Origin of the sequence: Methylobacterium sp. Leaf112 (assembly GCF_001423295.1) — a bacterium.
GTDB lineage: Bacteria > Pseudomonadota > Alphaproteobacteria > Rhizobiales > Beijerinckiaceae > Methylobacterium.
Window position 1 is genome coordinate 12,105 of record NZ_LMNG01000031.1, and the last position, 19,917, is coordinate 32,021.

General features: G+C 67.9%; 15 protein-coding genes. All 15 read left to right on the plus strand.

The features are described 5' to 3' along the window. Positions 1-263: 263 nt before the first annotated feature. Complete coding sequence (rsmH, locus tag ASF52_RS16000; RefSeq protein WP_056174194.1) at positions 264-1,307, plus strand: 16S rRNA (cytosine(1402)-N(4))-methyltransferase RsmH; 1,044 nt, start codon at positions 264-266, stop codon at positions 1,305-1,307. Then, positions 1,304-1,735, plus strand: coding sequence for a cell division protein FtsL (ftsL, locus tag ASF52_RS16005; RefSeq protein ID WP_056174196.1), 432 nt, complete (start codon positions 1,304-1,306; stop codon positions 1,733-1,735). Before rsmH ends, ftsL begins: the two co-directional genes overlap by 4 nt. Positions 1,736-1,788: 53 nt before the next feature. Next, positions 1,789-3,612 (plus strand): peptidoglycan D,D-transpeptidase FtsI family protein, encoded by a 1,824-nt coding sequence (locus ASF52_RS16010; RefSeq protein ID WP_244472939.1) that lies wholly within the window; start codon positions 1,789-1,791, stop codon positions 3,610-3,612. After that, positions 3,609-5,078 (plus strand): UDP-N-acetylmuramoyl-L-alanyl-D-glutamate--2,6-diaminopimelate ligase, encoded by a 1,470-nt coding sequence (locus ASF52_RS16015; RefSeq protein ID WP_056174198.1) that lies wholly within the window; start codon positions 3,609-3,611, stop codon positions 5,076-5,078. The genes ASF52_RS16010 and ASF52_RS16015 overlap by 4 nt, the downstream gene beginning before the upstream one ends. Before the next feature lie 8 nt (positions 5,079-5,086). After that, positions 5,087-6,547 (plus strand): UDP-N-acetylmuramoylalanyl-D-glutamyl-2,6-diaminopimelate--D-alanyl-D-alanine ligase, encoded by a 1,461-nt coding sequence (locus tag ASF52_RS16020; RefSeq protein WP_056174936.1) that lies wholly within the window; start codon positions 5,087-5,089, stop codon positions 6,545-6,547. Between the two features lie 83 nt (positions 6,548-6,630). Then, the gene (gene mraY, locus ASF52_RS16025; protein WP_056094024.1) at positions 6,631-7,716 is read left to right on the plus strand and encodes a phospho-N-acetylmuramoyl-pentapeptide-transferase; all 1,086 of its coding nucleotides are present in this window, start codon (positions 6,631-6,633) and stop codon (positions 7,714-7,716) included. Next, positions 7,716-9,077 (plus strand): UDP-N-acetylmuramoyl-L-alanine--D-glutamate ligase, encoded by a 1,362-nt coding sequence (gene murD / locus ASF52_RS16030; RefSeq protein WP_056174200.1) that lies wholly within the window; start codon positions 7,716-7,718, stop codon positions 9,075-9,077. The genes mraY and murD overlap by 1 nt, the downstream gene beginning before the upstream one ends. Before the next feature lie 92 nt (positions 9,078-9,169). Beyond that, complete coding sequence (locus ASF52_RS16035) at positions 9,170-10,273, plus strand: acyltransferase family protein (protein ID WP_056174201.1); 1,104 nt, start codon at positions 9,170-9,172, stop codon at positions 10,271-10,273. 116 nt (positions 10,274-10,389) lie between these two features. Beyond that, positions 10,390-11,673, plus strand: a complete 1,284-nt coding sequence (locus ASF52_RS16040; RefSeq protein WP_082515352.1) for an O-antigen ligase family protein — start codon at positions 10,390-10,392, stop codon at positions 11,671-11,673. Positions 11,674-12,007: 334 nt separating this feature from the next. Next, entirely contained in the window at positions 12,008-14,155 is a 2,148-nt protein-coding gene (locus tag ASF52_RS16045; protein ID WP_056174203.1) for a sodium-translocating pyrophosphatase, read from the plus strand. A 237-nt stretch (positions 14,156-14,392) separates the two neighbouring features. Further along, the gene (locus ASF52_RS16050; RefSeq protein ID WP_056174206.1) at positions 14,393-15,484 is read left to right on the plus strand and encodes an alkene reductase; all 1,092 of its coding nucleotides are present in this window, start codon (positions 14,393-14,395) and stop codon (positions 15,482-15,484) included. Positions 15,485-15,671: 187 nt separating this feature from the next. Further along, the gene (locus tag ASF52_RS16055; RefSeq protein WP_056174208.1) at positions 15,672-17,570 is read left to right on the plus strand and encodes a PAS domain S-box protein; all 1,899 of its coding nucleotides are present in this window, start codon (positions 15,672-15,674) and stop codon (positions 17,568-17,570) included. Beyond that, complete coding sequence (locus tag ASF52_RS16060) at positions 17,567-18,214, plus strand: HAD hydrolase-like protein (RefSeq protein WP_056174210.1); 648 nt, start codon at positions 17,567-17,569, stop codon at positions 18,212-18,214. Before ASF52_RS16055 ends, ASF52_RS16060 begins: the two co-directional genes overlap by 4 nt. 100 nt (positions 18,215-18,314) lie before the next feature. Further along, positions 18,315-18,539: a hypothetical protein gene (locus tag ASF52_RS16065; RefSeq protein WP_056174213.1), complete on the plus strand. Its 225-nt coding sequence runs from the start codon at positions 18,315-18,317 to the stop codon at positions 18,537-18,539. A gap of 219 nt (positions 18,540-18,758) precedes the next feature. Beyond that, entirely contained in the window at positions 18,759-19,856 is a 1,098-nt protein-coding gene (locus ASF52_RS16070; protein WP_056174215.1) for a GGDEF domain-containing protein, read from the plus strand. Positions 19,857-19,917 lie beyond the last annotated feature (61 nt).

Sequence of the window (19,917 nt, forward strand, 5' to 3'; positions counted from 1 at the left end):
TCGTTGACGGCGCTCAGAGGCCCATGGTACCCCGATTCATCCCGTCAACGGCGATTTTCGGATCGACGGACGCAACCCGAGACTTTCGGGGCGGCGTCCCTGCAAGCGGTCGCGCTGCGCGCCGATCCGGCGATGTCCCGTCTCTCCGCGCCGCTTCACGGCGGCTCAGACTCTTGGAAGGGACGCATGCGCGGCCTCATCCCCGTCGCGTCTTCGACGCCCCCGTTTCCCGTGCTCCGCACGTTGGTCGAAGAGGCCGGGCGATGAAGCGCATGCGCGAACCCAGACCTCCCAACGACGGGACGCCCCACGTCCCGGTGCTGCTCGCCGAAGTGCTCGCCGCCCTCGATCTGGCGGACCGGGCACTCGCGGTGGACGGCACCTTCGGGGCCGGCGGCTACACACGCGCCATGCTGGAGGCCGATCCGTCGGTTCACGTGCTTGCCATCGACCGCGATCCCGGCGCCATCGCGGACGGAGCGCCCCTGGTGGCTTCCTCGGGAGGGCGCCTGACCCTGGTGCCGGGCCGCTTCGGCACCCTCGATGGGAGTGTTCGTGATGCCGGTTGGGGGCAGGCCGATGCCGTCGTCCTCGATATCGGCGTCTCGTCCATGCAGATCGATCAGGCCGAGCGCGGCTTCTCGTTCCGCCACGACGGTCCCCTCGACATGCGGATGGAGCGCACCGGGCGCAGCGCCTCCGACATCGTCAACGACGCCGAGGAAGCCGATCTCGCCGACATCATCTACCATTACGGCGAGGAGCGCCGCTCCCGCGCCGTCGCCCGTGCCATCGTCGAGGCGCGTCGCAAGGGGCGGATCGAGACCACCGCAGCCCTGGCCGAAGTGGTCGCCAGCGTGGTCTGGGCCGATCCGGCGAGCGGCATCAACCCGGCGACGCGGACCTTTCAGGGCCTGCGCATCGCGGTGAACGACGAACTCGGCGAACTCGTCCAGGCGCTGCACGCCGCCGAGCGCATCCTGCGCCCCGGCGGGCGCCTCGCCGTGGTCACCTTCCATTCCCTTGAAGACCGCATCGTCAAGCAGTTCTTCTCCGCTCGCAGCGGTCGGGCGGCACAAGGCTCGCGCCACCTGCCGAGCCTGGAGGTGCCGGCACCCCGCAGTTTCATGGCCGTGACCAAGGGCCCTGTGCTGCCTTCCGATTCCGAAATCCATGCCAACCCGCGCGCCCGTTCGGCCAAGCTGCGCGCGGTGGAACGCACGGACGCGCCTGCGCCCGCGCCCCTGGCCGCCATCGAGGCCCTCGCTTCCCTGCCGGAGCGGACAGTCAGGAGCGCACGCCGGTGATCCGTCTGCTGAACGTCATGGCGGTCCTCGGGCTCATCGGCTCGGCGATCTACGCCTACTCGATCAAGTACGACACCCTGTATCAGGCCGGGCAGGTCTCCAAGGCCCGCAGCCAGCTCCACCGCGAGCGCCAGGCCATCGCGGTCCTGCGGGCCGAGTGGCAGTTGCTGACCCGGCCCGACCGGCTTCAGGCGGCGGTGGCGCGCCATCTGGCGCTGGAGCCCATCGGCACGTCCCATCTCGGGCGCCTGTCGGACCTCCCGGCGCGTCCCGAGCGCGGCGACGAGATCGGTCGCCTGCTCGCGGCGACCGCGACGCCGAAGGAGAAGCCCGGCCTGAACGAGCCGCGCACCACCGGCTCGATTACGACCCGCACCGTGACCACCCGTACGACGACGACCAGAACCCCGACAACGGCTTCGAGGTAGCACCCGTGTCGCAAGACGTTATTCCGGACGCCGCTCCGCCCGAGGCCGAGTCGATGCGAGAGCACGAGTCGCTGCCAGGGGCCCTGGTCGAAGTCCCCGTGGCGGAGCCGCCTCCTCCAGCGCCGCGCGGAAACCGCGTCGTCGCCCTGGCGCGGGCGATGTTCCATCTCGCCATCGAGCGGAGCTATGCCCGCGTCGGTCTCGTCGGCCTCGGCTTCGCCGCCGTGTTCGCGACCATCGGCGTGCGCCTCGTCTATCTCGCGGCGTTCCCGGAGACGGACAACTCGGACAAGCGCGTCGCCGCCTCCGCCACCACGGCGATCCGGCCCGACATCGTCGACCGCAACGGCGAAATCCTGGCCACCGATATCCGCACGGTGTCGGTCTTCGCCGAGCCGCGCAACATCGTCGACAAGGACGAGGCGGTGGAACTGCTCACCGCCGTCCTGCCCCAACTCAACGCCAACGACCTGCGTACCAAGCTCTCGGCCCGCGTCGGATCGACCGGCAAGGAGAAGGGCTTCGTCTGGGTCAAGCGCGAGATCACCCCGAAGCAGCAGGCCGAGGTCCACCGCCTCGGCATCCCCGGCATCGGCTTCCTGCCCGACCACAAGCGTGTCTACCCCAACGGGGTCGCGGCGGCCCACATCATCGGCATCACCAACCTCGACAACCTCGGCATCGCGGGCATCGAGAAATACATCGATACGCAGGGCAACAAGGCGCTCAACGAGTTCGGCCTCGTAGCGAAACAGACCGACCTCAAGCCGGTGCAGCTCTCCATCGATCTGCGGGCGCAGTTTGCCCTGCGCGACGAGCTCGCCTGGGGTGTCGATCACTTCAAGGCCAAGGCTGCCGCCGGCATGATCCTGGATGTCACCACCGGCGAGGTGATCGCGCTGGCATCGCTCCCGGATTTCGACCCCAACGACCCGGCAGACGCCCTGTCGTCCGACCGCATCAACCGCATGAATGTCGGCGTCTACGAGATGGGGTCGACCTTCAAGGCGATGACCCTGGCCATGGCGCTCGATTCGGGCAAATACAACGTGAATTCGACCTTCGACACCCGGGGCGGCGTACTGACCTGGGGCCGGCAGAAGATCCACGAATATCACGGCACCAACCGCACCATCACCATGCCGGAGGTGTTCACGCACTCGTCGAACATCGGCTCGGCCAAGATGGCCCTCGGCGTCGGCGTGCCCGGTCACAGAGCGTTCCTGAAGAAGATGGGTCTCACCGACCGTATGCGGACGGAACTGCCGGAGAGCGCCGAACCCATCGTTCCCCAGCGCTGGACCGAGATCAACACCATCACCATCGCGTTCGGCCACGGCCTCGCGGTGGCGCCGCTCCAAGCGGCCGCGGCGGTGGGTGCCATCACCAATGGCGGCAACCTCATCGTGCCGACCTTCCTCAAGACCACCGAAGCCGAGGCCCTGAAGAAGGCGACCCGGGTGCTGAAGCCCGAGACCAGCGAGGCCATGCGCTTCATCATGCGCCTCAATGCTGTCGAAGGTTCGGCCAAGAAGGCCTCGATTCCGCTGTACTACGTCGGCGGTAAGACCGGCACCGCCGAGAAGGTCATCCACGGGCGCTACGTGAAGAACCGCCTGTTCACCACCTTCATGGCCGCCGCGCCCATGAACGCTCCGAAATACCTCTTCGTGACCATCATGGACGAGCCCCAGGGCCTCCCGGAATCGGGCGGCTACGCCACCGCCGCCTGGAACTCTGGCGTGGTCACGGGCCGCGTCATCGAGCGCGTTGCCCCGATCCTCGGCCTGCCGCCGCAATTCGATCCGCCGGTGAAGCCGTTCCCCCTGATGGTCAAGCTCGGTGCCTATCACGCCACCCAGGTGGACGGACGATGACAGGGGCCACCCTCGGCAGCCTGTTCCCCGAAGCGGCCGGCGATGCAACGCCGGTCTCCGGAGTGACGGCGGATTCCCGCAAGGTCGAACCAGGCTTCGTGTTCGTGGCCGTGCCCGGCACGGTGGCCGATGGACGTCGCTTCGTCGCCGGCGCCGTCGCGGCGGGCGCCGTCGCGGTGGTAGGGGAGGGCGACCGCCCGGCCGGTCTCGACCTGGCCTGTCCTTACGTCGCCGTCGACGACGTGCGGCGGAGCCTGGCCCTTGCGGCGCGCAACTTCTCCGGCCAGCAGCCGACCCGCATCGTGGCCGTCACCGGCACCAGCGGCAAGAGTTCGGTCACGGACTTCGTCCGTCAGATCCTGTCGCGGCTCGGATGTGAATCGGCCAGCCTCGGCACGGTGGGCATCGTCACCAACCGGGGCGCCACCTACGGCTCCCTGACGACGCCGGACCCCGTGACCCTGCAGGCGACGCTGGCGCGGCTGGCGGCCGACGGCATCACGGACCTCGCCGTGGAGGCCTCCTCCCACGGTATCGAGCAGCGCCGCCTCGACGGCGTCGAACTCTCCGCCGTCGCGTTCACCAATCTCGGGCGCGACCATCTCGATTATCACGCCACCCTCGACGATTACCTCGCGGCCAAGCTGCGGCTGTTCACGACACTTGCCCAGCCCGGCATTCCGGCGGTGGTCAACGCCGACGGCGCCTACGCCAAGGTGGTCATCGCGGCCGCCCTGGCGCGGGGCTTGAGCCTGCGCACGACCGGACGGGCCGGCGAATCCGTTCGGCTCCTCGCCGCGCGGACGGAGGGCTTCTGCCAGCACCTCGACGTGCTCGCTCCAGGCCTTGGCGGACAGACTCAGTATGCGGTGCGCCTTCCCCTTGTCGGAGGGTTTCAGGTCGAGAACGCCCTCCTCGCCGCCGGTCTCGCCCTGGCGACCCCGGCCGGCGAGGCCGATCCGGCCGGCGTGATCGCAGCGCTGGAACATCTCACGGGCGTGCCCGGCCGCATGGAGCGGATCGGCGAGGCGAACGGCGCCCTCTGCCTCGTCGACTACGCCCACAAGCCGGAAGCCCTCGAAGGCGTCCTCACGGCGTTGCGTCCGTTCGCGACGGGGCGCCTCGTCTGTGTGTTCGGCTGTGGCGGAGACCGCGACCGGGGCAAGCGCCCGATCATGGGCGCCATCGCGGCCAAGGGCGCCGACTGGACCATAGTGACCGACGACAACCCGCGCTCCGAGGATCCGGCTGCGATCCGCGCCGAGATCCTGGCGGCTGCGTCCGACGCGACGGAGATCGGCGACCGCGCCGAGGCGATCCGTACGGCCGTCCGGGGTCTGTCGCCCGGCGACGTCCTCGTGGTGGCCGGCAAGGGCCATGAAACCGGCCAGATCGTCGGCACAACCGTCCTGCCGTTCTCGGACCACGACGTGCTCCGGGCAGCCATCGCGGAGCGTGCGGCATGAATTCCTCCCTGTCCGACGTGCCCCTCTGGACGGGGCAAGCCCTCGAGGCCGCCACCGGCGGGACCCTGCACGGTGACCCGAAGCCCATCACGGGCGCCTCCATCGACACGCGCAGCCTGCAGCCGGGCGACCTGTTCTTCGCCATTCGTGGGGAGGCCCGCGACGGCCACGACTTCGTGCGCGATGCCCTGTCGCGCGGGGCCGCCGCCGCCGTGGTCGCGGCCGACCGCGCGGCGGAATTCGGCGGAGCCGGTGCGGTGCTGGCCGTCTCGGGCGCGAGCGACGACCCCGTCCTCGACGCCATGCGGGCGCTCGGCCTCGCCGGCCGCGCCCGTACCAAAGCCGGTATCGTCGCGGTGACGGGGTCGGTGGGCAAGACCGGCACCAAGGAGGCCCTGCGCCACGTGCTGTCGGCGCAGGGGCGCACCCATGCCTCCATTGCGTCCTACAACAACCACTGGGGCGTGCCCCTGACGCTCACACGCATGCCGGTCGACGCCGATTACGGCGTGTTCGAGATCGGCATGAACCACCCCCGGGAGATCGTGCCGCTCGCCGCCATGGTCCGGCCGGACATCGCCCTGGTGACCACCGTGGAGCCCGTGCACATCGAGCACTTCGCCTCGCTGTCGGCCATCGCCGACGCCAAGGGCGAGATCTTTTCCGGGCTGCGCGCCGGCGGCACCGCGATCCTCAACCGCGACAACCCGAGCTTTTCGCGATTGCTGGCGCACGCGCAGGCGTCCGATGCCGGCCGGGTCGTCAGCTTCGGCGAGCACCCCGAGGCCGATGTCCGGGCGCTCCGCATCGTCCTGCGGCCCGACCTCTCCGTGGTCGACGCCGTGGTGATGGGGATTCCGGTGACCTACCAACTCGGCACCCCGGGACGGCACACGGCGATGAATTCGCTGGGCGTCATGGCGGTGGTCCACGCGCTCGGGGCCGACCTCGCCATGGCCGCCCTGTCGCTGGCGGCACTCCGGCCGCCCGTGGGGCGCGGCGAACGCACGGCCTTACGGATCGGGGAAGGCGAGGCCTTCCTTGTCGATGAGAGCTACAACGCCAATCCGGCCTCCATCCGGGCGGCTCTGGCCACCCTTTCGGCCATCGAGACCGGCCCGCGCGGACGCCGCATCGCTGTTCTGGGCGACATGCTGGAACTCGGGCCCGCCGGGGCGGACCATCACCGCGACCTCGCCGACGCCGTCGAGAAAGCGAACGTCGACCTCGTCTTCACCGCCGGCCCGCTCATGCGTCACCTGTTCGAGGCGCTTCCCTTGAGCCGACGCGGCACCTGCGCGGCGACCTCGGGCGAACTCCTCGATTCCGTGCTCGGCATCCTGCGGACCGGAGACGCCGTGATGGTGAAGGGATCCAACAGCATCCGCATGGGCCGGATTGTCGAAGCTCTCAAAGCCCGGTACGCGAACCCCGGACAAGCTGCGACGGCTCAGACGATCGCTCGCTGAGACCCCCGCTCACGGCCGGGAGGGCGGGGTCCGCGGCCCCGCCTGTCCGGAATTGATCCTCGAAAACCGCGGCCAGGTGCTGGATGCTGTATCTTCTGTCGGACTTGAGCGGCACCCTGTCGCCGCTCAACGTCTTCCGCTACATCACCTTCCGCACCGGCGGCGCGCTGTTCACGGCGGGCCTGTTCGTGTTCTGGTTCGGGCCGCTCATCATCTCGCTCCTGCGCCTGCGCCAGGGCAAGGGCCAGCCCATCCGCGAGGATGGACCGCAATCGCACCTGCTGACGAAGCGCGGCACGCCCACCATGGGCGGTTTGATGATCCTGGCCGGCGCCATCGTGGCGATCCTGCTCTGGGCCAACCCGCGCAACCACTACGTCTGGGTGGTGCTGGCCGTGACCCTGGGGTTCGGCGCCATCGGCTTCTACGACGATTACCTCAAGGTGACGAAGCAGTCGCACAAAGGTTTCTCGGGCCGCTTCCGCCTGCTGCTGGAAGCGGCCATCGCGCTCGCCGCCTGCACGGTCATCGCGGTGTACTCGCCGGCCGCCCTGCAGAACCACCTCGCGTTTCCGGTGTTCAAGGACGCGCTGCTGAACCTCGGCTGGTTCTACGTGCTGTTCGCCGCCTTCGTCATCGTGGGCGCGGGCAATGCCGTGAACATGACCGATGGCCTCGACGGCCTCGCCATCGTGCCGGTGATGATCGCCTGCGGCACCTTCGGGGTCATCGCCTACCTCGTCGGCAACGTCTTCACCGCCGGATACCTCCAAGTGAACTACGTCCGCGACACCGGCGAACTCGCGGTGGTCTGCGGTGCGGTGATCGGGGCGGGCCTCGGCTTCCTGTGGTTCAACGCGCCGCCGGCCCAGATCTTCATGGGCGATACCGGCTCGCTGGCGCTCGGCGGTCTGCTCGGCACCGTGGCGGTCGCCACCAAGCACGAGATCGTCCTCGCCATCGTGGGTGGCCTGTTCGTCCTCGAGATGATGTCGGTGATCATCCAGGTCGCGTCGTTCAAGCTCACCGGTAAGCGGGTCTTCCGCATGGCGCCGATCCATCACCATTTCGAGCAGAAGGGCTGGAAGGAGCCGCAGGTCGTGATCCGGTTCTGGATCATCGCCGTGATCCTGGCACTCGCCGGTCTCGCTACCCTGAAGCTGCGCTGATGACGCCCGCCTTCTGCTTCGCCGGCCGCAAGGTCGCCCTGTTCGGCCTCGGTGGCTCCGGCCTCGCCACCCTGCGGGCTCTGCGGTCCGGCGGGGCCGATGTGCTGGCCTGGGACGACAGCCCGGAAAGTGCGGCGCGGGCTCGCGAACAAGGGTTCTCCGTCTCGGACCTGCACGCGGCCGACTGGACGGAGTTCGCGGCCCTCATTCTCGCTCCCGGCGTACCCCTGACCCATCCGGTCCCGCACTGGACCGTGGACAAGGCGCAGGCCGCCGGCATCGAGATCATCGGCGACATCGAGCTGTTTTGCCGCGAGCGGGCCCGGATCGCACCCGCCGCTCCCTTCGTGGCCATCACGGGCACGAACGGCAAATCGACGACCACGGCTCTCATCGCGCACATCCTCGGCCGAGCCGGCCGGGACGTGCAGATGGGCGGCAACATCGGCACCGCCATCCTGTCTCTTGCGCCGCCCGCGCCGGACCGCATTCACGTCATCGAGCTGTCCTCGTTCCAGATCGACCTGACGCCGTCGCTGAATCCCGGCATCGGCGTGCTCCTCAACGTCACCCCCGACCACCTCGACCGCCACGGGACCCTGGAGCTCTACGCCGCCATCAAGGCACGCCTGATCGCCGGCTCGGCCCTCGCCGTCGTCGGCATCGACGACGCCCCGAGCCGGGCCATCGCCGATGGGGTCACGGGCGCTATCGTGCGGGTGCACGTGGGGGAGGGGATGCCGGAAGGAAGCCTCGCAGCCCGCGACGGATGCGTGTTCGGGGCGGACGGCACGGTCCTCGCCGATCTCGACGGGATCGGCACCCTGCGCGGCGCCCACAATTGGCAGAACGCCGCCGTGGCCATCGCCGTGGTCCAAGCCCTCGGCCTCGACGCCGAGGCCATCCTGGCTGGTTTGAAGACCTTCCCGGGCCTGCCCCACCGCATGGAGGAGGTCGGCCGCCGCGGTCGGGCGCTGTTCGTCAACGATTCCAAGGCAACCAACGCCGACTCGACGGAAAAGGCGCTCACCGCCTTTCACGACATTCACTGGATCCTCGGCGGCAAGGCCAAGGCGGGGGGCATCGAACCGCTCGTGCCGCTGTTCGGCCGGGTCGCCCACGCCTACCTCATCGGCGCGGCGAGCGACGCCTTCGCCGCCACCCTGGAGGGGCGGGTGCCCTACACCCGCTGCGGCACCCTCGACGTCGCCACCGCGAAGGCTGCGGACGCGGCAGCGGCGTCCGAGGCGGCCGAACCCGTGGTGCTGCTCTCCCCGGCCTGCGCCTCCTACGACCAGTTCAGGAGCTTCGAGGATCGGGGCGACCAGTTCCGGGATCTCGTGCGCCGCCTCACCCAGTAGAAGGACGGCGTTCGGCTTTATCGAGGCTTAACCGCTGCGGTCGCATGGTCCATCTCCAGTCGGCATCCTGCCGCCTTCGAGACCGCGCCAAGATGAAGCAGATCGTCTCCGTGCAGGTTCTGCGGGGTCTCGCCGCCCTCATGGTCGTCTTCGGACATACTCAGCATCACGCCTTCGTGCAGAGCGGGAAGCTCGGCGGATCCTTCGAGCGCGTGCACCTGCTCCCCTGGGGCGCGGGCGTCGACATCTTCTTCGTCATCTCGGGCTTCATCATGGTCTACGCCTCCGAGAAGCTGTTCGGACGGCAGGGGGCTGCGATCGAGTTCCTCGGCCGGCGTGTGGCCAGGATCGTCCCGCTCTACTGGATCTTCACCACCCTCTACGTGGCGGTTGTTAGCATCGGACTTGCCGGCACCACCAAGGAGGCCGCTGGTCCCACCACCATCCTGGCGTCGTTCGGCTTCTGGCCGGCCTACGCGCCCGGACAATCCGTTCCGTTGCCGGTCCTGGAACTCGGATGGACCCTCAATTACGAGATGTTCTTCTACCTCCTGTTCGCCGTGTTCATCGGTCTGCGGCGCGAGCGGGCGGTGATGGCGGCCGCAGCCACTCTCGGCGCCCTCGTTGTCGTGGGGCTGGTGATGCAGCCGAGCGCGGCGGCGCCGTTCTTCTGGACGCGCCCGATCATCCTCGAGTTCGGGTTCGGAATGGGCCTCGCCCTCCTGCTTCGCACCGGCGTCTTGCTTTCGGGCCTCGCCCGGAGCGTCCTGCTCGCCGGCGGCTTCGCGATCCTGTTCGTCGACCCCATCGACTCGGCCCATCAAGCCATGGGATGGACGACACCGAACGATATCGCACGGGTGATCGGCTGGGGTCTCCCCGCCGCCCTCATCGTCGCCGCCGCCGTGCTCGGTCGCCAAGCCGGTCCGTCGCCGCTGGCGAGGCTCGGCCTTCTCCTCGGCGATGCCTCCTACGTGCTGTACCTCAGCCACCCCTTCGTGATCGTCGGAACCCGCAAGGCGGCGCAAGCGGCCGGCCTGGAAGAGCCATCAACCCTTTGGCCCATCGTCGCCGTCACGCTCGTGGCGTCCTGCGTCGTCGCGGTGATGATCCATCGCTGGATCGAAAGGCCGGTGACCGGCTTCGTTCAAGGGCTCCTCGTCCGCCGAGGGGCGCCGACGCCACTCACCGCCTGAGGCACGGGACGATTATCGCGGAAAAATCCGGACGGGCGCGTCCTTAAGGCTTCGCTGACACGCCTGTTCCATACTGAGGGGCAGCCGCACGCCTCGCGGCGGATTGGACGAAGACGATGGCAGCGGGCTGGGCAGGGAGCACGTTCGATGGCGGCGCGGCGACGCCAGCGCGCCACGCCATATCGGCTCCCCTCGAGTCCCTCGGTTACCTCCTCTTCGCGCTGTTCATCTTCTTCACGTGCTTCACGTTCATGAAGCCGTCGCCCTATGATTTTCTTGCGCCGCCGACCATTCTGCTCTGGTTTCTGCTGGATATCAGGCTCTATCGCGCAACGATCATCATTGTTGCGCTGCTTCTGATCTATCTCGCCGCGATCCTCGTCTCGCTGATCCCCTATCTCGATGAAGCCCTTCCGGTCGAGTGGACCTATCAGACCGTCTATCTCGGGATCACGGGCATCTTCTTCGTGATGTTCTTCTCGGACGACACCGCCAAGCGCGTGACGTTCGGGCTCAAAGCGTATCTGGCCGGCTGCCTGTTCGCCGCGATCTGCGGCATCCTCAGCTATTTCGACATTATCGGCGAAGCCATCCTGTACAAGATGGACGGTCGGGCCTCAGGGGTCTTCCAGGATCCAAACCTCCTGGGGTCGTTCCTCATCCTGTCGGCTCTGTATCTCATCCGCGGATTGCTGGTCGGAGAAACGCGACGGGTCTTCCTGTCCGTGGCGGCCCTGCTGGTCATTCTCGCCTGTGTCTTCCTCTCGTTCTCGCGCGGGTCCTGGGGCGCTTGTGTCATCGGCATCGCGCTGACCGTCGGGCTGACCTGGGCGACTACCCCTTCCCGGATCGTCCGTCGGCGCATTGCACGCCTGTCGGCCCTGGCGATGGTCGTCGGCGCCCTACTGATCGGGGGCCTCCTCTCCGTCGACAGCATTGCCGAACGCTTCACCGACCGGGCCCAGGTCACGAAGAGCTACGACGAAGGCGAGACCGGGCGGTTCGGCAATCAGCGCCGGGGCATCCCGATGCTCATCGACCGTCCCCTCGGCTTCGGTCCCCTGCGGTGGCGGCTGGTCTTCGATCTCGACCCGCACAACACCTATATCGGCGGGTTCGCCAACGGAGGCTGGATCGGCGGATTCGCCTTCCTGGGCATCGTATTGACGACGACGTTCGTCGGGTTTCGCCTTTGCCTCCAGCCCTCGCCATATCAGGGGCTGGGCCAGGTCGTATTTCCGGCGCTCCTGATGTTCTTCCTCCAGGCGTTCCAGATCGACATCGAGAAGTGGCGCCACGTCTACATGATGCTCGGGATGGTGTGGGGCCTCGAAGCCGCCCGCCTGGCCTGGCGTGCCGGCCGCCACGACGCCGACGCGCAGCTTCCCGGAGTTTCATAAGTTTCATGCCCCGAACACAGCCCGCGCGGACCAGCAGCAAGGCTTGAAACCTGCCGAATGCAGGTGATCCTGCACGAAATCTTCGCGCAATGGTGCGATGCACAAATATCCGTAGCTTAAAACGTGATCGGACGTTTGCGCTTCACGGCGAAGTTTGGCACTCAGGGAGAGCAATTCCGGGGAGGAATGCGATCACACCATCGGGCGTCACGTCCCATGCGCGCCAATCACGAGGCAAGCCAGGACGACGAACCAGGACCACACGGCAAGCCAAGCCCATAAACCGCGCCCGACGGCTGAGGGATCATCTCGCGATCACCCAAGGACGGTACGAATGACCGCATTGCTGCTGATCATCCTGGGCGGGCTCTGCGCCGTCGCCTACGGCATCGTCACGATCAACGACGTCCTGCGCCGAGACGCCGGCACCCAGCGCATGCAGGAGATCGCCGGTGCCATCGCGGAGGGCGCCCAGGCCTACCTGCGCCGGCAATACGCCACCATCGCTGCCGTCGGTCTCGTACTGTTCGTCGCCCTGGCTTTCTTCCTCGGCCTCAAGGTCGCGATCGGCTTCCTCATCGGCGCGGTGCTCTCGGGCGCCGCCGGCTTCATCGGCATGAACGTGTCCGTGCGCGCCAACGTCCGCACGGCCCAGGCCGCCTCGACCTCGCTCGGGGCGGGCCTCGACGTGGCGTTCAAGTCGGGCGCCGTCACCGGGATGTTCGTCGCCGGCCTCGCGCTCCTCGGGGTCGCCCTGTACTACGGCTACCTCACCCGCATCGCCGGGCTGGCGCCCGCCAGCCGAGAGGTCATCGACGCCCTGGTGGCCCTCGGCTTCGGCGCCTCGCTCATCTCGATCTTCGCGCGCCTCGGCGGCGGCATCTTCACCAAGGGCGCCGACGTCGGCGGCGACCTCGTCGGCAAGGTCGAGGCCGGGATTCCGGAAGACGACCCGCGCAACCCCGCCACCATTGCCGACAACGTCGGGGACAATGTCGGCGATTGCGCCGGGATGGCCGCCGACCTGTTCGAGACCTACGCAGTGACCGTGGTCGCCACCATGGTGCTGGCGGCGATCTTCTTCGCCGGGCAGACCGACGTCGCCGGCCGCAACGTCCTGGAGGCGATGCTGCTCTATCCCCTGGCCATCGGCTCGGCCTGTATCCTCACCTCTATCGCGGGCACCTACGCGGTCCGGCTCGGCGCCAACCAGTCGATCATGGGCGCCCTCTACAAGGGCCTGATCACCGCCGGCGCCCTCTCCATCGGCGCCATCGCGCTCGTGAACTTAGCCCTGTTCGGCAGCTTCTCCACCACCTTCACCACCAATGCGGGGGTGAGCTTCACCTCCGGCGGCCTGCTCGGCTGCGCCGTCATCGGCCTCGTCATCACGGCGCTCATCGTGGTGATCACCGAGTACTACACCGGCACCAACTTCCGGCCGGTCAAATCCATCGCCGATGCCTCGGTGACGGGCCACGGCACCAACGTGATCCAGGGCCTGGCGGTCTCGCTCGAATCCACCGCCCTGCCGGCCCTCGTCATCGTGGCGGGCATCATCGGCACCTACTCGCTCGCGGGCCTGTTCGGCATCGCCATCGCGGTCACCGCCATGCTGGCGCTCGCCGGCTTCATCGTGGCGCTCGACGCCTTCGGACCCGTGACCGACAATGCCGGCGGCATCGCCGAGATGGCGGGCCTGCCCCCGGAGGTCAGGAAATCCACGGACGCCCTCGACGCGGTCGGCAACACCACCAAGGCGGTGACCAAGGGCTACGCCATCGGCTCGGCCGGTCTCGGCGCCCTGGTGCTGTTCGCCGCCTACACCTCGGACCTGAACTACTTCATCGCCAACGCGAGCCCGACCCAGTACCGCTTCTTCCAAGGCGTCACCGTCGATTTCTCGCTCTCAAACCCCTACGTCGTCGTCGGCCTGCTGCTCGGCGGCCTGATTCCGTTCCTGTTCAGCGGCATGGCGATGACGGCGGTGGGCCGTGCCGCCGGCGCCGTGGTGGAGGAGGTCCGCCGCCAGTTCCGCGAGAAGCCCGGCATCATGCTCGGGACTGACCGGCCGGATTACGGCCGGGCCGTCGATATGCTCACCCGGGCGGCGATCAAGGAGATGATCCTGCCCTCGCTCCTCCCGGTGCTGTCCCCCATCGTCCTGTTCTTCGCGATCCAGGCCATCGCCGGCAAGAGCCAGGCTTTCGCCACCGTTGGCGCCTCGCTCCTCGGCGTGATCCTCACGGGCCTCTACGTCGCCATCTCGATGACGTCGGGCGGCGGCGCCTGGGACAACGCCAAGAAGTACATCGAGGACGGGCACCACGGCGGCAAGGGTTCGGAGGCCCACAAGGCGGCGGTGACGGGCGACACCGTCGGCGACCCCTACAAGGACACCGCCGGCCCCGCCGTGAACCCGGCGATCAAGATCACCAACATCATCGCCCTCCTGCTCCTGGCTGTGCTGGCGCATTACTGACGGCCCCACCGGCCGCGAATCATCAGAGGGGGTCGGTGCCGCAGGGTTCCGGCCCCTTCGTCCATCGCGAGTGGTGTCGCGATCCGGCGTGTGCGATGCCGCACCGGCGCGGTGGGCCGTCGTCGCGCCACCCCTGACATCGTATCGCGCGCAATCCAATTACGGGTCTCGAAGCCTCGACATCTTACGGGATGCTGTCCGCTTCCGTTCGTCCTTGAAACAACGCGAGAGCCTGCAATGCCGAGCCTGTCCGACCCGATCCGCATCGGCGCGATCGAAGCCAAGAATCGCGTCTTCATGGCCCCGCTCACCCGCGGCCGCGCCACCCGCGCCCACGTGCCGACGCCCATCATGGTGGAGTATTACACCCAGCGCGCCGCGGCCGGCCTCATCATCACCGAAGCCACCGGCATCAGCCAGGAAGGCCTCGGCTGGCCCTACGCTCCGGGCATCTGGTCGGACGAGCAGGTCGCGGCCTGGAAACCGATCGTGAAGGCCGTGCACGAGGCCGGCGGCCGTATCGTCTGCCAGCTCTGGCACATGGGCCGCATCGTCCACCCCGACTTCCTCGGCGGTGCCAAGCCGATCTCGGCCTCGGCCACGACGGCGCCGGATGCCGCCCACACCTATTCGGGCAAGAAGCCCTATGCCGAGGCGCGCCCGCTGCCCGTCGAGGAGATTCCGCGCCTCCTGGCCGATTACGACCGCGCTGCTCGCAACGCCATCGCGGCCGGCTTCGACGGCGTGCAGATCCATGCGGCCAACGGCTACCTCATCGACCAATTCCTGCGCGACGGCTCCAACTTCCGTGACGACCGTTACGGCGGCTCCATCGAGAACCGTATCCGCCTGCTGACCGAGGTGACCCGCACCGTTGCCGATGCCATTGGGGCCGACCGCACCGGCGTACGCCTGTCGCCCAACGGTGCCATCCAGGGTGTGGACGATTCCGACCCCGACACCCTGTTCGCCGCCGCCGCCGCGGCCCTGTCGGAGATCGGCATCGCCTTCCTCGAACTGCGTGAGCCGGGCCCCGAAGGGACCTTCGGCAAGGCAAATCATCCCCCTGTCGCCCCGACCATCAAGGCGGCCTTCGGGGGCCCGCTTGTGCTGAATTCCGATTACGACGGCCCCAAGGGGCAAGCCGTGCTCGATGCCGGGCACGCCGACGCCATCGCGTTCGGGCGACCGTTCATCGCCAACCCGGATCTGCCCGCCCGTATTGCCGAAGGCGCTCCCCTCACCAAGGACGAGCAGAAGACCTGGTACAGCCAGGGCCCCGAGGGCTACGTCGATTACCCGATCCGGTCCGGTGCGAAGGCCGCCTGACGCGCGAAGGCTCTGAGATACGGGCGGCCTGCCGACATGGCCGCCCGACGCGACGTTCGGTGCCAGATCTCCGATCGGGCGCCGGATGTGACACGGACGGGGAAGGAAGCGCGGCCATCGTTCCGAAACGAGCTTTGACGGATCTCTTAGGCGCCCTATCTGAAGACGCTGACGAGGACGCTCCCTTTTGACCGTAATCACCTCCTGCGATGGCCCGGGTACCGACTGGACCGAGGCCGAACGGCTCGAAGCCCTGCGTGATACGACCATCCTCGATAGCGGCCAGGATCCGGCCTACGACGATCTCGTTCGCATCGCCGCGATCGTCTGCGCCGCTCCCGTCGTCCTGATCAGCCTCGTCGATGAGACGCGCCAATGGTTCAAGGCGCGCCTCGGCTTCGAACCAACGGAGACGCCGCGTACCCTGTCGATTTGCGCCCACGCAATCCAGAATGGTCCGCTTCTGGTGATCCCCGACCTGACGGCCGATCCGCGTACCGCGGACAATGCCCTTGTTCAGGGCGAGCATCGCCTGCGCTTCTATGCCGGTGCGGTGATCCGTTCCAAGGGTGGTCTTCCGCTGGGAAGCCTGTGCGTTCTCGACAAAGTCGCTCGGCCGGACGGCTTGACCTCGCTTCAGACCGAGACCCTCGAGGCCCTGGCGCGTCAGGTCGCGACCTTGATCGAACTGCGACAGGCCCGGGAGGCGGTCGCCGTGCGCGAAGCGGACCTCGCCGCGAGCGAGCGTCGGTTCCGTGTCATGACCGCCGCCATGCCCCAGATGGTGTGGACCACGCAGCCGGACGGATTCCACGATTTCTACAACGACCGCTGGTACGAGTTCACCGGCGTGCCCTACGGCTCCACCGATGGCGAAGGCTGGAACGGCATGTTCCATCCCGACGATCAGGCCCGAGCCTGGACGCGCTGGCGGCACAGCTTGGCCACCGGAGACCCCTACGAGGTGGAGTACCGCCTCCGACACAAATCGGGCGTCTACCGCTGGACCCTCGGCCGCGCGATGCCCCTGCGCGATGCGGAAGGTCGCATCGAGCGTTGGTTCGGGACCTGCACGGATATCGAAGATCTGAAGCGCGCCGAGGAAGAGGCGCGCAAGCTCGCGGCCATCGTCGAGCATTCCAAGGACTTCATTGGCATCGCCGACGAGGACGGCCAGGTCCTCCATATCAACGCGGCCGGCCGGCGGCTCGTCGGCCTCGCCGATGCCGATGCGGTTCTTAGGACCGCCGTACCCGACTACTTCGTCCCGGAATGCCAAACGACCGTGACGGAAACCGTTTTACCGGCCGTGCGGCGGGACGGGTGGTGGGAGGGGGAGCTCACCTTCCGTCATTTCGCGACGGGGGAGGGAATCCCCGTGCTGTATAGCGTTTTCCCCGTGAGCGACACGCGTGGTGCCCTCATCGGCTATGCGACCGTGACCCGCGACCTGCGCGAGCGCAAACGGGCCGAGGAAGCCCGCGATCTGCTGATCAAGGAACTCTCCCACCGCATCAAGAACATCTTCGCCGTGGTCGAGGGGATCGCAGCCCTCTCGGCCCGGACCGATCCGGCGGCCCGTCCCTTCGTCGCGGCCTTCCGCCAGCGCCTCGGTGCCCTCGCCAACGCACACGAGTACGTGCGCCCGCACTCGCCTGCGAGCGCGCCGAAGGTGAAGGGCCAGACCCTGTTCGGCCTCATGCGCCTCATCATGGCGGCCTACGTCCAGGACGGCCGCGCGCGCATCGTGCTGCAAGGCGACGATATCGCCGTCGGCGACCGGGCAGCGACCGCGTTCGCCCTGATCATGCACGAGCAGGCCACCAACGCGATGAAGTACGGTGGCCTGTCCACGGAAGCAGGCACCGTGCGGCTCACCGGACGCCGCGACGGCGACACGTATGAACTCGTCTGGGCCGAATCCGACGGCCCACCCGTCTCCGGGCCACCGACGCGCCGCGGGTTCGGCACCGTGCTGGCCGAGCGCAGCGTCGCGGGGCAACTCGACGGCACCCTCGAGCACGCGTGGAACAGCGACGGACTCGTGATGCGCCTTACCGTGCCGGCCGCCAACCTGACTACATGAGCCGCGGCCCCTATCGGCTCGTCGTCTTCGACTTCGATGGGACCCTCGCCGATAGTTTCCCGTGGTTTGCCCGTGTCATCAACGATGTGGCCGATCGCTATCGCTTCCGGCGGATCGCTCCGCATGAGACCGAGGTCCTGCGCGGCCTCGATGCCGCGGGTATCGTCCGCCATCTCGGAATCGCCCCGTGGAAACTCCCGTTCATCAGCCGTCACATGCACGCGTTGGCGGCCCGTGACATCGCTGAGATCTCGCTGTTTCGCGGTATTCGGACGATGCTGGCCGACCTCGCTGCGGCGGGTATGCCGCTCGCGATCGTCAGTTCCAACACCCGGGCCAATATCGAGGCAGTACTCGGGCCGGATGCCCGGCGCTTCCGGCGCTACGCCTGCGGTGCGTCGCTGTTCGGAAAGGCCAAGCGCCTGAGAGCCCTGGTCCGCGACGCAGGTTTTACCCCCGGTTCGACCCTCTACGTCGGCGATGAGATCCGTGACCACGATGCGGCCCGGTCGGTCGGATGCGACTTTGCCGCCGTGGCTTGGGGCTACACCCGTATCGAAGCCTTGCGGGCCACGGGTCCGGTGCTGATGCTGACTCATCCGAGTGCCATCGTACCCGCCGTCGTTGGGCGCGTGTCTGCATAGACACATAGCGTCCGAAAGTAGATCGAACCGAGTGCGGCGGATTGCGCGCGCTGTCTCAGGCGCGCACGACTCGCCCCCGGATATTGAATGCGGAATCGCCATGTCGATGCAGAGTCAACGCGGTGGCGGGGATGGGATGTCCCACCTTTCTCAAGAGACCGCCTACGGCTCCAGGCCGGACCCGCAGGGACTATCTCCCAATATCGTCGCCAGTCTCGCCTGCGGCTTGCGGGCCGTCTACGAAGCCCGGCCGGAGACCGATGTTGCGGATGCTTTCGCCGATCTACTCATGCGGATCGAGGCCGCCGAGCGCGCACGGGGCTGAGACCGTCGGACGGCGTACGCGCGGGCCGAGCCGGCCTTTCGCCGACATCGTGTCCAAGCTCCCCAGTCCGACACCGTAGAGCGATGGTTTCCTCCGGCATGCATATGCCGCATCGGGGTGTTCGAGACGCGGGTCGCCACAGGTCTGCCGTTCGCCCACACAATCCGTAAGGCTTTCGCGGTAGCATCTCGGGCCTGCGCTCGCCTCCAAGTCGATCCGATGCTCTCGATCCCCGACGTGCCGACCCTTCGTCTCTGCAGCATTTTGGCGAGCGCGGCGTTCGTTGTCGTCTATCTGTCCCTGTGGCGTGCGAGAACCGGCCAATCCTATCTGCTGGATTGGGCGGCGAGTTTCGCCCTCTACGTGGTGACGCTTCTGGGATATGCGCGCTTCGGATACCACCCGGTCATCGCGGGGATCCTGTGCGGCCTCCTCGGCCTCGGCAACGTTCTCATCCTGACCGGGGTGTACCGGTTCGACGGCGTGAAACCGTTCCGGCCCTGGATGGCCCTGGTGATCCTCCTGCCCTGCGCCGGCTATCTCGGTCCCGCCCTCCTGGGGTATCCGGTGGCCGCCCAGATCGGTGCGACGCTCGGCCTCGTCTTCGACATGCTCGCCGTCGGCACGATCCTGATCGGCGGCCGGAAACTGACCTCGACCGGAGGACGACGCATCGCCGGATTCGCGCTGCTCGGCTACGTTCCGGGGTACGTCGTTGCGATCCTCATCCTGGCGACCGACGGCGCGATTCCCGATGTCGTGGGGCTCGTGCCGATGCTGTCGGACCAGATGCTGCTGGCGATCCTGAATCTGGGGCTCACCGCCATGCCGGGTGAGCGCGCTCAGAGCGCCCTGCGCCGGATCGCCCTGCGCGACGCTCTCACGGGTGCCCTGAACCGCGCCGGCCTCACGGCCCATGGCCCCACGACCGTGTCCGCGGACACCGCCGTGGTCGCCATCGATATCGATCACTTCAAGGCCATCAACGATCGGTACGGGCATGCGGCCGGCGACGCGGTCCTGGTGCACCTGGCGACCGTCGCCATGCGCCGCGTCTCGGGGCGCGACCTCGTGGTGCGTCTCGGCGGGGACGAGTTCGTCGTCGTTCTGGCCTACGCCACCCGGGGTACCGCCTTGGCGTTCGCCGACGATCTACGGCGGAGCTTCGGAACGGTCCCCGATCTGCCCGCCTGGACCGCAAGCATGGGGGTCGCGATGGTCGCATCCGGAGAAACCAGCCTCCTCCCGGCCCTCGCACGGGCCGACCGGGCGCTGTACGACGCCAAGGCCTCGGGCCGCGATCGCGCCGCCGCCTGAGCCGATTCTCGCGCAACGCTCCGCCGCCCCTTCGTTCAGTCCAGCGAAAAGGCCGCCTCCG

What these genes read in the sequence shown, in the direction of transcription:
- murD (WP_056174200.1), top strand. Translation starts at nt 7,716, where the DNA reads ATGACGCCCGCCTTCTGCTTCGCCGGCCGCAAGGTCGCCCTGTTCGGC.
- ASF52_RS16040 (WP_082515352.1), top strand. Translation starts at nt 10,390, where the DNA reads ATGGCAGCGGGCTGGGCAGGGAGCACGTTCGATGGCGGCGCGGCGACG.
- ASF52_RS16035 (WP_056174201.1), top strand. Translation starts at nt 9,170, where the DNA reads ATGAAGCAGATCGTCTCCGTGCAGGTTCTGCGGGGTCTCGCCGCCCTC.
- ASF52_RS16060 (WP_056174210.1), top strand. Translation starts at nt 17,567, where the DNA reads ATGAGCCGCGGCCCCTATCGGCTCGTCGTCTTCGACTTCGATGGGACC.
- ASF52_RS16010 (WP_244472939.1), top strand. Translation starts at nt 1,789, where the DNA reads ATGCGAGAGCACGAGTCGCTGCCAGGGGCCCTGGTCGAAGTCCCCGTG.
- ASF52_RS16065 (WP_056174213.1), top strand. Translation starts at nt 18,315, where the DNA reads ATGTCGATGCAGAGTCAACGCGGTGGCGGGGATGGGATGTCCCACCTT.
- mraY (WP_056094024.1), top strand. Translation starts at nt 6,631, where the DNA reads ATGCTGTATCTTCTGTCGGACTTGAGCGGCACCCTGTCGCCGCTCAAC.
- ASF52_RS16015 (WP_056174198.1), top strand. Translation starts at nt 3,609, where the DNA reads ATGACAGGGGCCACCCTCGGCAGCCTGTTCCCCGAAGCGGCCGGCGAT.
- ASF52_RS16070 (WP_056174215.1), top strand. Translation starts at nt 18,759, where the DNA reads ATGCTCTCGATCCCCGACGTGCCGACCCTTCGTCTCTGCAGCATTTTG.
- ASF52_RS16050 (WP_056174206.1), top strand. Translation starts at nt 14,393, where the DNA reads ATGCCGAGCCTGTCCGACCCGATCCGCATCGGCGCGATCGAAGCCAAG.
- rsmH (WP_056174194.1), top strand. Translation starts at nt 264, where the DNA reads ATGAAGCGCATGCGCGAACCCAGACCTCCCAACGACGGGACGCCCCAC.
- ASF52_RS16045 (WP_056174203.1), top strand. Translation starts at nt 12,008, where the DNA reads ATGACCGCATTGCTGCTGATCATCCTGGGCGGGCTCTGCGCCGTCGCC.